Consider the following 14121-nt stretch of genomic DNA (forward strand, 5'->3'; position numbering starts at 1 on the left):
ATTATACCAGCGTGGCCGGTATAACCGTTGCGGTCCGTGCCGGATTCCCCTGTCGCCTGAAGGCGACAGTCCCCTCCGGAGGTCATTGATGGGTGCTCAGACTACCTACTCGCTGCGTCACGCCTGCCTGTCCGGCTGGYTGGCGGCGGGTGTCCCGCCGACGCGGGTCGCTCAGTGGGCGGGCCACACGGTTCAGATGCTGCTGACGATCTACGCCCAGTGCATCGACGGGGACGAGGAGATTTGCCGGGCCCGTATCGCGGCTGCCCTGTCGGCCGACAGCGCATGATCCTTCGGGCACGTCTCAGACACAGACCGCCGCCGGTCACCGCCGCTGATCGCACGTCTTGAAAGGATGCGAAAATGCCCTCCCACCAGCGGAGACACGCCCTCACCAGCAATAAGTTTGCTATCCCAAAAAATCCTCGATCGCTTTATGCATTTCCCAGACCAGGATCTCAGCGGGAGCCGAGGCGCTGACCCRCTGACCGCCGGTTGCGGTGAACCGGACCGCGTCCCCGGCGCGCAGCACACCCGTCCCCTCCAGCGTCACCTCGCCCTGCGTCACGAACAGGTGCAGGTAGGGAGCCTCGGGAAGCGTGACGTCCCGACCAGGGCTGAGCCGGGCGGCGCACAGGGCCGCGAACCGGTTTCTGATCGTGATCGCGCTCTGCCCGCGGTGCCTGGCCATCCCGGACGCTACCGGTACCAGGCCGCCGCGTAGCAGCTCGTCGTCGATCTCCAGCTGCTCGTAGCCGGGGTCGATGCCCCGACGGTCCGGCGCGACCCACATCTGGACGAAATGCACCGGCTCGTCATGCGGCTCCCCGCCGCCGTCGAGACGCCAGGAGTCGTTCTTCTCCGAGTGCAGGATCCCGCGACCGGCGCTCATCCGCTGCGCGAGTCCCGGGTAGATGACGCCGGAGTGGCCGGTGGAGTCCTGGTGCACGAGCGATCCGCGCARGACCCAGGTGACGATCTCCATGTCCCGGTGCGGATGGGTCTCGAACCCGGTCCCGGCAGCGACCGTGTCGTCGTTGTTCACCAGCAGCAGACCGTGGTGGGTATTTGACGGATCGTAGTGATGGCCGAACGAGAAGGAGTGGTGGGAGTCGAGCCAGCCGACGCGCGTCGCCGCTCTGTCGTCCGCCCGGCGAATGTCGATCCGGGGCTGTGGGCGCGGGCCCGCGGAGGAGGGTGTGGCGGAAGACGGGCCCGCGGTAGAAAGGGTGGCGGCCGGTGGGRCCGCGGCCGGTGGGGTGGACGACCCAGGGGAGGACGGCGTGGCGCTCATGGTGAACCCTCCTTCACGGTAGGCAGGACAATGCCTGCGCAGTCCAGCGTCGTCGGGGCCACGGACATTCCACGGCCCGCGTCCCGCCCAGGCAGATGACCCGCCGGCTAGAGCAACGGAATCACATAAATAGGCATATAATCTGTCGATTTTGGTGGCCGGATGGTGCGACCATGCGTTCCACGCTGCGGCGGATACCGCTGTCAGATCTTGCTAGCATGTTGCGCATGTCGCGCACGATCACGCTCCGGCTCTCGGACGAGGCCTACGAGGCGGTCAAGCGGTACGCCGAGGCCGAGCACACCTCGATGAACGCCTGGGTCGAGGGCGTGCTTGACGCCGAGGACATGCGTCGGCGCTGYGCCGCGCACGGGGCCTGGGTGCGGGCCGACCCGGCGGTGGCCGGCGCGGCCCTCGCCTTCGGGGAGGCCAACCAGCGGGCTCTCGCGGTGTCGGGGCTGCCCAATCTCGCCGACGCCGCCGGGTGAGGCCACCGCGGCGCGGTGAGATCTGGACCGCGGGCATCGGGCCGGCGCCGCAGGCGGTGCTGATCCTCAGCTCCACGGTCTACAACGAGATCGCCGACGAGCCGACCGTGCTGGTCGCCCTGGTCGTGGAGCACGCCACCGACGAGGGGTTCTGCGTCGACCTGGGGGAGGGGCAGTGGGCCGTGATGGGCCTGGTCACGTTCGTGGCCAAGGCCGCCCTGGGTGAATGCCTGCGCCGGGTCGACGCCCAGACGCTCACCACCGCCAACACCATGTTGTTCAAGATCTTGGCCACGCCCGAACGTTGACCTTACGGCAACGGCCCGAACTGGTCGAAGGCGAAAGCAGCGGTGGGGCAAGCGGCGGGTCACTTCCTCGATGCGCTCCAGCCCGGCGTCGGCGTCCGGCTTGGATGTCGGCCGACGTCATCGCCGCCGCGATCAATCCGTTCACGGCTACCATCCCCCAGGCGGAGGCGCAGTCTCCTCCCGGATGATTGCCTTCAGCGTCGCGTGGACGGCGGATGGATCGGTGAGGCGTGCGGCTAGCGTCTCGATCGCGAGTTCGAGGGGAATCGCCGCGGAGAACTTGAGCCCATCGGCAGCCTCGACATCGATGGCCGGAAGAGCGTCAACGAGGTCGTCACGTCGAACATCGAGCATTGTCCGTAGCGCGGCGGAGTTGACGTGCGGGCGAAGCCGCAGCCTGAGATCGCCGACCGGCGCGTCAGCGTCAACCAGCTCGCCGAGCCCCGAGGCGAGGGCCGAATTGGCCGCGAACCCGGCAAATGTCCACCAGATCGGCCGCTTCTCGGGGTCGCGGGTGAGGTAGGTGCGTTCGCCCGGCTCGTCACTGACACTGGCACTGACAAAGGAATGCTGCGCGCGGAGCTTGTCCAACGCGTCGGCGGCCCGCCGGGATATCTCGATGCCGGCCGTTTGCCCGGCGAGGACGTCGAGGTGAGCCTGGGCGAGCGGATAGGACATGACCCGGGCCCCGCCGTTCCACCGGGACCGGCCTGGGTAGCGGCTCGGTTCGACCTGGACTCGTCTTCTCCGCCAGTCGACATGATTCACCTTCCAGGCACGACCGCCGAGAAGAACCACCCGCGGTCCGTGCTCCGGTCGAGCCGCGAGCGCGATCGGTGGCAGCTGGCCGAGCAGGCTACGTCCCCACCAGACCTGCACCATCGATTCGCCGGCGAAGGTTGACGTGAGGTCGAGGAAGTAGCGTCGCCCGTATTCCTTCTCCGCCCGCGGGCCGATCGATACCAGCCCGTCGGTGTGCACGACAAACCCGGAGCTGGCCAGATGCGCCAGTACGTCGACCGCGCCCGGAGTCCGGGCAAGCCCGCCGAGCCACTGCCAGACGTCGCGGTCGACGAGGCGGCCTTCCTGCAGGGCCAGTCCGAGGATCTGCTGGGCGACGATGTGACGGGGAAGCACGGGCGGGACGACCGGCTCGACGTATCCGCGTTGCCACAGCAGCGTGATAGCCGCCGCGAGCCACAGAGAGTTCTGCGACGTTGCCAGGAACAGCGTGTTGCGTCGGGTCCCGGGGCGCCGCCCGGTCCGCCCGAGGCGTTGCAGGAAGGAGATCACCGTGGCGGGGGCGCCGATCTGGATGACGCGGTCCAGGTCACCGACGTCGATCCCCAGCTCCAAGGTGGAAGTGGCGACGATGACGCAGTTGGTGGATGTCGCGAAGGCGGCCTCGGCCTGCCGCCGGTCATCCCGTGACAGGGACGAGTGGGATACATACGTCCRTACCCCGAGGTCACGCAGCGCAACCGTCAACTCCTCGACCTGGCTGCGGGAATCGCAGAAGACCAGCCTCTTCATCCCCTGATGAAGGCGGGCGACCACGAGGGCGGCGTTACGCAGGGAGCCCACGTAGTCGATCCCGACCTCCGTGGTGGCTGTCGCGTCCGTGGTGGCCGTCACGTCCGTGGTGGCCGTCACGTCACTCGGCCGGACGACCGCGCGCGGCCGGGCGGATCCGTCCGCGAGCCAGTCGAGCAGTACGTCCGGGTTCCCGACAGTTGCGGACAAACCAATCCGCTGTACCGGCCGGTTGGCGAGCCCGCGTAACCGGGCCAACACCCCCAGCAGATGCCAACCGCGGTCGTCACCGGCGAAGGCGTGGACCTCGTCGACGACAACCGTCCGCAGGCCGGCGAAGAGCCATCGATGATCGACGCGCGCGGAGACGAGCATCGCCTCGATCGACTCCGGGGTGGTCAGCAGAAGATCCGGCGGATCCACGGCCAGCCGCCCGCGCACCGAGTCGGCGACATCTCCATGCCAGACGGCGGCCCGCCGGCCGAGCCATTCGCACATCGCGGCCAGCCGCGGTTCGAGGTTGTTCAGCAACGCCCGCAGCGGACACACATACAGCACCGACAGCCCGCGCCATTTCTCCCCGGCCATCCGGGACAGCAGGGGCAGCGCCACCGCCTCGGTTTTCCCACCGGCGGTCGGTGCCAGCAGCAGCACGTCATGCCCGTCGAGGACCGGACGTATCGCCGCCTCCTGCAACGGGCGCAGGGCAGGCCACCGCAGACTGTTGACGACGTGATACTGGACGGCCGGGTCGAGGGCGGCGAAGCCCGGGGCCCCGGAAGCCCCCGGGGCCCCGGAAGCCCCCGAGGCCCCGGAAGCCCCCGAGGCCCCGGACGTCCGGGAGATCACAGCGGTAGGTCGATGTCGTCGACCGATGCCGCCGGGGGCGGTTGTGGCGGGCTGGGCATCGCCGCACGTTCGGTGTCGGTGAGCTCGGTGGCGGACAGCCGCGGGACGTACGCACGCCGGGGATCGAAGGCGGGATGCTGGTCGACGCGGTCGAGCACATCGACGAGTTTCTTCACGAAGATGCGGGGCGCGACGCCTACTCGCCCGCCGAACTGCCCGACCACGGCCTGCGCGAACTCGGCCAGGTAGCCTTCGTCCACTGCCGTGGCGAACCGCTCCGGATCACCATGGCCGGAGCTGTACAGCTCCCGGATCCGGCCGCCGAGCTCCAGCAGGGAATCCCGGTTGAACCCGGGCAGTCGCAGCTGCACCGCCCGAGGGTTATCGAAAGCTTGATCCGGGAGGAAGTCGACGTGGAGCCGCTGCGCGAGCGGGGCGAGCCGTTGCGCTCCCTGCGGTCCGTCGAAGAACGCGGGAGTGCCGGTGATGACGAGCATCAGCCCGGGGAATCGCCCAGCGTCCACGTCGTCGATGAGCTGGYGCAGCGCGTTGAGCGCCTTGTCACGCATGTCGCCCCGGACCCGCTGCAGCGTCTCGACCTCGTCGAGGACGACCACGAGACCGGCATGGCCGCTGTCGGTGAGCACCGCGAGCAGCCCCTGCAGGAAGCCGAGCGCTCCGTCGTGATCGAGGTCGCCCCGGACACCGCCGGCCCGTTTCACCGCCGCCGCCACGTGCGGTTGCCCGCCCAGCCAAGCGATCAGTCCCTCCGCGGCCGCGGTTTCGCCGGCCGCGGTCGCCCGCCGGTACGCCCGTAGGGCGGCTGAGAAGGACGGCGCGACCCGCCCGACGGCGGCCAGCCGCTGTTCCAGCAACTCGTCGACCCGGCGCGCCAGCTCATTCTCGACGACCTCGCCGCCGGCGAGAACGTCCTCCTCCAGCGCGAAGAACCAGGAATCGACGATGGGACRCAGCGCGCTCGGCGCGAATTCGGCGGTCGCGAGCCGTTCGGCGAGCCGGCGGTAGACCGTTTCGAGCCGGTGCAGCGGGGTCTCGTTCTCGGAGATCGCGATCTCGGCGGTGGCGAACCCCCGGGCCTTGGCCCGCTCGGCGAGCCAGCGGGTGAAGAACGTCTTTCCCGCGCCGTAATCGCCGCGGATCGCCCGGAACGTCGCCTGTCCGCCGGCGAGCCGGTCGAGATCCTCCTCGATCGCCGTGGTGAAGCGGTCAAGACCGACCGCGAGCACATCCAGGCCCTGCCGCGGCACGGTTCCGCGCCGAAGCGCGTCGATCACCTCCCGTCGGCGTTGTTCGGAGATGGTCACGTCAGACCGGCCTGCGTCGCCAGCAACGCGGCGTTCAGCCGCACGGTGTCACCATCGATCCGCAGCACCTCGTAGCCGTCGATGTTCAGCACCCGCTGCGCCGCGGCGAGGTGGCTGGCGATCCGCGCGTCCGGCACGTCGAGCGCGCGGGCGACCGTGGCCCGCGTGGCGGCGCCGCCACGGGCGTCGAGCGCCCGCAGGAGCACCCCGAGCCGGTCCGCGGGCATGGCCCCGCGACGCATCCGGGCGAGCCGAGCCCGCATCACCTCGGTATCGAGCACGCGATCCACCCACGGTTGCGGCGTCACCTCGGACTCGTCGAACAGACCGAGGTCCGGCTGTGCGGCCGAGCCGGCACGTCCGGCCCGCGTGGTGCCCGTGGCCGGCGTGGTGCCCGTGGCCATCGGCTCCACCCACCAGGGAGGCGCGGCATGGTGCAAGGGAGTCCAACCGGGCAGGTCGAGGTCGACCCGACGCAGCAGCGCCAACGGGATCACGATCTCCTGGGCACTGGCGCCGCCGTGGTAGCCGTTGCGCAGGGCCGTATAACGTAGCCGTTCGTTCCAGGCGGCGACGATCCGGCCGCCGCCCAGCAGCACCCGCGGGCCGATGAGCGTGACCTCGTCCTCGTCGGGCGGGCGCGCCGATGATCGCCACCGCGCGCCGCCGCTGTCGTCGGAAACCAGCYGGGAGCCGCGTTCATGGACGTGGCCGTGGTCGCTGACCAGCAGGACGGCCCGGCCCGATCCGTCCGCGGTGGCCAGCAGGTCGAGCAGCCGATCGACCGAGCTGGCGGTCCAGGGGGTGCGCCCACCCTTGTCCAGGGTGTCGTCGACGGTGTTCACAACGATGCCGACCACGGGGGCGTCGCCCCTGATCGCGTCCGCGACGCGCGGCTCAAGCACCTCGCCGGCACCGGCCGCGGCGAGGTCGCCCTTGTGGAACAGCGGCCAGCCCCGCTCGGCGAAGGATGCCTTCTCCTGGCTTTGCGTGCCGTCCACGAGCCGCCCGCACAGCAGGCTCGTCCGCGAGGTCCGGGTGACCGACGGCAGGGTGGCCAGCACCGGTCGGGCCGGGGTGAGGGTGTGTTCTACCCAGCCCCGGGTCGACAGGTCGGCGAGCAGCTCCCGCGCCACCCCGGTGGACATCCCGTCCAGTACGAGCAGCAGCAGCCGGCATCGGCCGGCCAGCGGCACCACGATCTGGTCGAGCACGTCCTCCACCGGCAGCAGCTCGCCCAGCGTCGACCCGGTGCGGGTGTGGTCGGCGAGCAGATTCGCGAACCGCCGTTCGTGTTCGCGGCGACGGGCGTCGACCGTCGTGCACAGTGTCCGGTAGGCTGCGGCGACCACCTGATCGACGTCGCCCTCCCACACCCGCGCCCGGGCCAGGTCGACCCATGCGTCCTGGTCCTGCTGCCGACGGGACGCCTCGGCAAGGCTCGGCGCCGGTGGTCGGGCGGACGCGGCCTCCTGGGCCAGCCAGCGCAGCAGCCGAACGGCCATCTCGGCGCGACTCACCCGCTCGGCATGGTCGGCGGCCAGCGCGTGCGCGTTCAGCCGCGCCACCTCATGTTCGACCGGCCCCAGATCCTCGGCGCGTAGCCGCCGCTTGCGCAGCACCGCGGCGACCTGCGAGCCAATGTGCCGCAGGCGCTGGGTGAGACCGGATTCGAGGACGGCGCTGGGATAAGACAGCTCGGCGGCGCCCTGCCCGGCCAGGATCTCCTCGGCGCGTCGCAGGATTCCGCCAGCCACGGYCCGCCCCTCCTGGCCGAGCAGCCGCTGAACCAGCCCTTCAGCCGCGCGTCCCCATTCCGCGGCGACGGACGGGGCGAGAGCGCCGTCGACCACCCGCGTCTCCAGCATGGTGCGCGGCACCTGCGCCGTGTCCCGGACCTCGGGATGGCTGAGAGCCGCGAGCACCAGTCCGACGGCGACGGCGTCGGGACCGTAGGGCCCGGCGAAGCACCGGAGAACGGCGGCCACCACGTCGCCTCGACCGCCGCGGCCGGCAAGCCATCCGCTCATGCCGGTACGCACCGCCGGGTCCAACGCGCGCCACCGCGCGAGGTGTTCGGCGTCGAGGCTCCATCGCAGCAGGCCCGCGAGGTCGAGGTCGAGCGGGGTGAGCCCGGCCTGGGTCTCGGCGAGTGTGGCCAATGCCGTGGCCCGGTCCAGGTAGCCGTTGCGCGCGGCGGGATACCCGTCCGGCGGGGGGGTGGCGAGCAGCGCGTTCACCGCCCACTGCTCGTCGACGAGGGCCGGATCGATGCCGTGTGCCCGAAACAGGCTGGTGAGCTGCTGCCAGCGATCAAGCGGCAGGATCTTCTGACCGGCGAGCCGGGCAGTGATGCTCGTCCCCAGCTCGCCGGTTTCGTACTCGGTGAGCAGGACGAGTACCTCCCCGGCAGGGAGATCGTCGACCTGTTGCAGCTCGTCGCGGATCGCGAGGGTGGACACGCATGGCCGGACCACCACGCCGCGGCCACCGGGCAGTTCCAGGCGTTCGTCGTGCGGCCACACCGGCGCCGCGGCCAGGGCGACGACGCGCGCCTTCTCGTCTCGGCGGAGCACCTCGGCCACCTTCGCCCGGACCAGGACCGGCGCGGCTACCACGGTCACCGCACGGCCTGCCAGGTGACTTTGATCCGCCAGCCCTGGGCGGTGAGCGCCGCGAGCGTGGACGTGAACTCGGCAACCGAGTCCTGATCGACCTCGCGGGCGCCGCTGGTTGCCACGCCGCCCGGTGTCGCCACGCCCGGTGTGGCCACGCCCGGCGGGTTGATGGTGCCGGTTCTGCTCGCTGGGCGGGAGACCCGTCGGCTCCATTCCAGCAGCAACCCGCGAGCCTTCCTGTCCGCCTTGGTGAGCGCCGGCTGGAGGTGCTGGACGTACTCGTTGGCCGCCCAGACCGCGGCGAGCTCGGTCACCAACGCGGCTGCCTCCGCGCCCCGCGGATGCTCGGGTCCCCAGTCGGCCACGGTGGTGAAGATGTTCCAGTCCACCTCCCGGATGGCCGCGTCGAGATCGGYGGCGGTGGTCAGGCTCCGACCGGTGTGCAGCGGGACCGCGGGGAGGTCGAAGGCGGCGAGCCGCTCGACCAGGGCCAGATTGTCGGTGATGGTCGCCAGGTCCGCACAGAGACGCAGCGCGCCCTGGGCGATCCGGACTCGTTCCGTCGCCGGGTCGGTGCCGTCCCGGAGCACGGTCGGTCCTCGGCGGATGAGGGCCGCGTGCAGCGCGCGAACCTTCGGAAGCCGGTCCGCGACGGCTGATCGTACCCGAGTGGCCAGCAAGGCGACGTTGCGCGCGGTACACAGTTCGGTGATGTCAGTGATCAGGAAGAGGGCGTGCGCCCGGCTGCGGGCCTCCTCCCAGGTGTCCCGATCGGGTAGCGGCTCGGCGACAACGCGCGCGTCCGCGGGCAGCGGGCGCGGGATGCTCACGTCGAGCGGCCGGCCGTGGAGGATGCCGCGGTTGGTCTGCTCGGCGAAGACCAGCACAACAAGGTCCGCGATCTCCTGGGGCAGACCCATCCGCTTCGGCTCGTCCAGCCAGGCACGCAGGTCTCCGACCGTGACCGGCCGGCCCGCCGCCTCGGCCTCGATGATCTTTCGGCCGAGGTGCCGTTCCCAGTGGTGGCCGAGGACGAAGTACTGGTCGCTCTGCTCGCCGAGCCCCAGCGGGTTGGCCACCTTCCGCATGACGGGCCGCTCGCTGGATTCGACCATGATCCGGTGCTCGGGATGTTCGATGGCCCGGCGCACCTGGGCGTGCACTTTTGCCAGGTCACCCGGGCGCACCTCGCCGTCGAAGTGGGGGTGGGCCGGGAACTCCCAGCTCAGTGCCTGGTCGAGCAGGTTTTCGAAGGCGGGGCGCAGGGCGGCACCGGCGGGGACCCGGGGCGTGAATCCCGGTTCGAGGCTGACGAACATGTCGATCCCGCCGTGCGCGGGATCGACGACCGTCTCGTCCGGGGTGACGAGGCCATAGGCTTGCAGCAGCGCGTTCGTCAGTTGGCTGCGCAGCTGGTCGAGCTGCGCGGTCAACTGCTGGTGGGCGATAGCCCGGTCATTGTCGGACAGGTGCCCGGCGAGTTGGTCGAAGCTCGGCCCGACGGCGTATTCCAGCCGCAGGTAGCGGCCCAGGCTCCATTGGGTGTGTGCGGTGAAGTGCCGCGGGACCCAGCAGAGGGTGCGCGCTGGGAGCGCGTCCCGCAGCCGCGAGACCCGGTCGAGGGCCTCGGCCGGGGAGTGGTCGTCCGGATCGAAGGGGACGTCGAGGGCGAGCCGCCAGCCGTTGTGGGTGGGCGTGAACATGCTGTCGCCCACGTCACCGGGGTCGCGAAGATAGCCGTAGATGAGCTCGACGTTGCGTTTGGTGCCGCGCCAGGTGGCGGTGACGATCGTCGCGCGGTCGATACCCTCCGGTTTCGTGGCGCCGAGCGCGTCGAACAGCAGCGTTCGCACGGTCAGCCGGCGGTCGCCGGGCGAGTCGGCCCCCTTGGCGTTCTCCAGAATGCCCTCGATGTCGACGCCTTCGAGCCGCACCGACAGGAGCGGGCTTGCGTCGTCCCCGCTGACCTGCACCGCGCCGAGCCGGGCCGCCCATTTGCGGACGACCTGGGTGACCGCGCCCGTCTCCTGACCCGGCACCATCGACCGGATGTACCCGTGGTTGAGGGCCACGATCCGGCGGGCGGTGAGATCCCGCATCGACGGGACCTCGGGGAGCAGGGCGGCGAGCACCAGGGTCTTGGCGATCCGGTCGTCCATGTGCACGGCGTGTTTCGGGGCCACCCCGGTGACGGTTTCCTCGGTCAGCCCGTGGCTTTCCAGGATGAGCCGACGGATCTCGCCGTAGACCTTCTGCGCGTTGCGCCACAGTCCGCCGAGCTCGCCGCTGATCGGCGACGCATCCGTGATGAGCGCGTCGAACAGGTCGGAGACGGGGACGAGCTGGCCGAGCTGCAGGGTGTCCCGCTGGTCAACGAGTAGCTGCTGCATGACCCGCAGCGCGGTCCGCTCCCGCTGGAGGAACCCGGACAGCGCGACGAGCGTCTCGACGAATGCCGGGCTGAACGGATAGGTCAGCCGGAACGCGGCCCGGTCGGCGTGGGCGGTCATCAGCGCGGCCCGGATGTCCGCTCGGACCCGGTCCATCGCGGCGAACGAGGTGTCGATCTGTGCCCGGGTGGCATCGCTGCGCGGCCGCAGGACCCGCTTCGACATGATGAGCGGCAGGTTGTTGTCGGAGAGCTTGATCGAGYCGAACCGACCCTCCCACCACTTGAGACTGTCGGCGAAGGCAAGATGTTCGGTGCCGGGCAGGTTGGTGCCGACGAGCTCGCGCAGGTCCCGCTGGCGGGCGACGAAACTGATGATCGGCACCGGTCGGTCGGCGTTGGCCGCCTCGACGAGCTTGGCGACCTTGGGAGCCTCGTTCGCCACCCAGGCGTGATCGGCCATCCTGGTGGCGAACCACAGGATGAGCTCGTCGAGGAAGAGGATCAGCCCGTCGTAGCCGAGGCCGGCGGCATGCTGGCTGATCGCGGCCAGGCCGTCGTCGATGTTGACGTAGCCGGTGGCGGCGCCCCGGGCGAGCTCGGCGAACCCGACCAGCGCCTTCTCCAGGGTGCCGACCAGGTCGCGGCGCTCCTGCGCGGCGGGAGCGGCGGTCAGTGCCTGCTCGAACCGGTCGGCGTCCCAGGCCCCGTGGTTCAACGTGCCCCAGCGCGGGTCGGCAGCCGAGCTCCGGTCGCCGCCGCCGAGCAGGCCGAAGAACGCCTGGTCGCCGAGTTGGCCGCGCAACGCCACYGCGGTGTCGAGCAGCGGCTTGTCGATGAGGACGGCGGGCAGCGGCGCGTCCGGGTGCAGCGCGCGGACGTGCGCCAGGTAGYCGCCGAGGACCGCCTCCTCCAGCGACGTCTTGCCGACGAGATGATACGGCACGACGAGGAACTGCTTGCCGATGACGTCACCGTCGAATGCGGTGATGACAGGGGCGAGCTCGCCGATCGCCCGGGCCCCGGGGTGGTTCCGCGCCAGCGCGCCGAGCACAGCCATGAAGTGGCTCTTGCCGGACCCGAACGAGCCGTCGAGGTAGGCGGCCTTGCTACTGCCGTCGGTGAGCGCGCTCTTGATCAGACCCAGCGCCTCCCCGAACCGGATGGCCAGCTCGGGGGTGACGACATACTCGCGCAGGGTGCGATCGATCTGGGTCACGCCGCGGGACAGGTCGAGGACGAAGTCCCCCGGGTACACGGCCTCGGGGATGTCGAGGAGTTCCGAGATCAGGGTCATGACCGGGCCGCCTTCGCCGGAGTCGTGGCGGGCTTATTCGCCGGCTTCTTCGCCRGCTTCTTCACCGTGGTTCTCGTCTTCCTGGCCGCGGGGAGCCAGCCGGTGAGATCGTCACGGGTCAGCCCGAGCTGGCGCACCTGCTCGTCGAGGAAGCCGGTGTAGGCGTCCGCGGGCCGAATACCGAACTCCGGGTCCAGTTCCGAATGCCATTGCGCGACCCACGGCAGGAGTTCCAGCAGCCCGGCGAGCAACGGCTTGGTTTTCTCGGCGTCCCAGGCGTCGACCTCGCGCCGATCGGCGATATAGGTGGCCAGCGCCTGCGCCTGCTGGAGATGATCCCAGCCGGCCCAGCCCAGCAGCAGGGTCCCGTCCCGGGAAGCATCCGGGTACGAGATGAACCGCTCCTTGGGCACGTCCAGCTTCCCGCGGCTGCGCCAGTAGGACGTCTCGCGGAAGTCGGTCTGTTTGTACTTCGGCGGCACCTTGATGTCGATGATTTTACGCGGTGGGGCCGGTGGCAGCGGCTCGTCGGACTCCTTACGCCGCTCCTCCTCGGCCCGGATCCGCTCGTCCTCGGCATCCTGCTCCCGCTGGAGATCCCAGGTGCGTTCCCACTGCGCCCGGACCCGCAGCCCCATGTCGGTGTACCGCCAGGCGGCGAGGAACGGTACATGCTCGTCGCGCACGAGATCGGCGACCACGTCACCAAGAGCGGTGTCGCGGGCGTAGAGCCTGGCGACGGCGGTGAACTCGGCGTCGGTCCGCAGCTCGTCGGCGAGCTGGGCGACGGTGCGCGGGGTCGGTTCCGGTCGGTGCCACAGTTCGCGGGCCTCCAGCCGGTCGARCAGCCAGGCGCGCAACGCCTCGGCCTCCATCTCCGCCCACGGCCGGCTCGCCCAGCGCCGCTTGCATTCCGGCCGCTCGATGAGGTGAAGGTACGGATCATCGTCGATCTTCGCCAGCCGCCGCTCGACGAGGGCCCGGTAGTCCTGCGGCCAGTGCGCGGGCAGCTGGATGATCGGCGTCGAGCGGTGCCGGGTGAACCATTCCGTCTCGGTCTCGCCGGCATCGTGCTGCCGCGCCAGCACGATCTCGAACGCCCGTTCGCCAAGCGCCAGCGGCGGCTTCGTCACACTCGAACCGATCAACCCGTCCGCGTCGTCGCCGAGCAGCCCGTAGAGACCGTAGACCTCCCAGTCCAGCTCCTCCTGCGCCGAGATCATCTCCGCCCGGATCCGCTCCCACTCCGCCCGCGCGTGCACGAGTGCCTCCCGGGTCGGAACAGCGTCCCTGGCCACCGCGGCCGGCGCGACCCGCTGGAGCTCCTGAGCCAACCCGTCCAGCCGCGTCGCCAACACCAGTGGCGCCCCGTCCGGCAGCGGAAACTCCTTCAGCTTGGTCCCGGTGAACTCGTAGAAGTGTTCCCAGTCGTCACTGGTGAAGCCTCCTCCCTGGCCACGGATTCCTTTGTCGTGGCTCACCTGCTTGAGCCAGAAGCACGCCGCCGACGAGTTCAGCACCCCGACCAGCCGCAGATGTTTCTCCTCCGTGGCTCCCTCGGGCAGCTTGAGAACGGTTGCGGTACGATTGAATATCTTGCCGCCTCGGTCGAGTGTGAAGTGGTTGTGGGTCGAGACGAACGGAAAGGCGATCGCCAGCGGGGTGTGCAGTCGGTTTGCATATATTTCTAAATATGCATACCATGGTCGATCGTTTTCGGCAAGACTTCTACCGAATATTGTGCGAGCAGACAGGATTGTTCGGTTTGGCCAGAGGAGATTTTGTACAACTTCCTGATCTTTTAAAAGGGGGATTCCTTTGGTTATGTCGGCATACGGATTAATTGCAATGGGAGGTTGTTCGATCGTGTAGTCACGTACTAGCTCGCCGAAAACATGGGGGACCATGTTGTCCTGAAACCTGGTCACCGCCGGAGAACTATGGGCAAGTATCCAAGCGTCATCTTCGCCGAGCTGGACGGTGCGTCCGATGTCAACTCCGAGATTACTAAGGGGAATGA

9 protein-coding genes are annotated in these 14121 nt (G+C 69.7%); 3 read left to right on the plus strand and 6 right to left on the minus strand.

Annotated elements, in window-relative coordinates:
- The first annotated feature begins 88 nt into the window (after positions 1–88).
- Positions 89–289: an integrase gene (locus KBI5_RS21130; protein WP_085016233.1), complete on the plus strand. Its 201-nt coding sequence runs from the start codon at positions 89–91 to the stop codon at positions 287–289.
- Between the two features lie 120 nt (positions 290–409).
- Here KBI5_RS21130 and KBI5_RS21135 read toward each other — a convergent pair whose 3' ends face one another.
- Positions 410–1294 carry a pirin-like bicupin family protein gene (locus KBI5_RS21135; protein ID WP_241883063.1) on the minus strand — a complete coding sequence of 295 codons (885 nt, stop codon included), beginning with the start codon at positions 1292–1294 and terminating at the stop codon, positions 410–412.
- A 227-nt stretch (positions 1295–1521) separates the two neighbouring features.
- Between KBI5_RS21135 and KBI5_RS21140 the strand changes: the two genes are divergently transcribed.
- Together KBI5_RS21140 and KBI5_RS21145 are read left to right on the plus strand one after the other, a co-directional pair.
- On the plus strand, positions 1522–1782 hold the full coding sequence (locus KBI5_RS21140; protein WP_035911300.1) for a toxin-antitoxin system HicB family antitoxin: 261 nt from the start codon (positions 1522–1524) through the stop codon (positions 1780–1782).
- Positions 1779–2090 (plus strand): MazF family transcriptional regulator, encoded by a 312-nt coding sequence (locus KBI5_RS21145; protein ID WP_011437344.1) that lies wholly within the window; start codon positions 1779–1781, stop codon positions 2088–2090. Before KBI5_RS21140 ends, KBI5_RS21145 begins: the two co-directional genes overlap by 4 nt.
- 147 nt (positions 2091–2237) lie before the next feature.
- On the opposite strand, the gene KBI5_RS21150 is transcribed toward KBI5_RS21145, so the two are convergent.
- Genes KBI5_RS21150 through pglX form a run of 5 tightly spaced genes read right to left on the minus strand, consistent with a single transcriptional unit; the run spans position 2238 to position 14119 of the window.
- Complete coding sequence (locus tag KBI5_RS21150) at positions 2238–4472, minus strand: DEAD/DEAH box helicase (protein ID WP_241883065.1); 2235 nt, start codon at positions 4470–4472, stop codon at positions 2238–2240.
- Positions 4469–5797: a BREX system ATP-binding protein BrxD gene (gene brxD, locus KBI5_RS21155; protein WP_085016234.1), complete on the minus strand. Its 1329-nt coding sequence runs from the start codon at positions 5795–5797 to the stop codon at positions 4469–4471. The genes KBI5_RS21150 and brxD overlap by 4 nt, the downstream gene beginning before the upstream one ends.
- Positions 5794–8421: a BREX-2 system phosphatase PglZ gene (gene pglZ / locus KBI5_RS21160; RefSeq protein WP_085016235.1), complete on the minus strand. Its 2628-nt coding sequence runs from the start codon at positions 8419–8421 to the stop codon at positions 5794–5796. The genes brxD and pglZ overlap by 4 nt, the downstream gene beginning before the upstream one ends.
- Positions 8418–12101 (minus strand): hypothetical protein, encoded by a 3684-nt coding sequence (locus KBI5_RS26565; RefSeq protein ID WP_085016236.1) that lies wholly within the window; start codon positions 12099–12101, stop codon positions 8418–8420. The genes pglZ and KBI5_RS26565 overlap by 4 nt, the downstream gene beginning before the upstream one ends.
- Complete coding sequence (gene pglX / locus KBI5_RS21170; RefSeq protein ID WP_116289983.1) at positions 12098–14119, minus strand: BREX-2 system adenine-specific DNA-methyltransferase PglX; 2022 nt, start codon at positions 14117–14119, stop codon at positions 12098–12100. The genes KBI5_RS26565 and pglX overlap by 4 nt, the downstream gene beginning before the upstream one ends.
- Positions 14120–14121: the final 2 nt, after the last annotated feature.

The sequence above is a fragment of the Frankia sp. KB5 genome (assembly GCF_002099325.1).
Taxonomy (GTDB): Bacteria; Actinomycetota; Actinomycetes; order Frankiales; family Frankiaceae; genus Frankia; species Frankia casuarinae.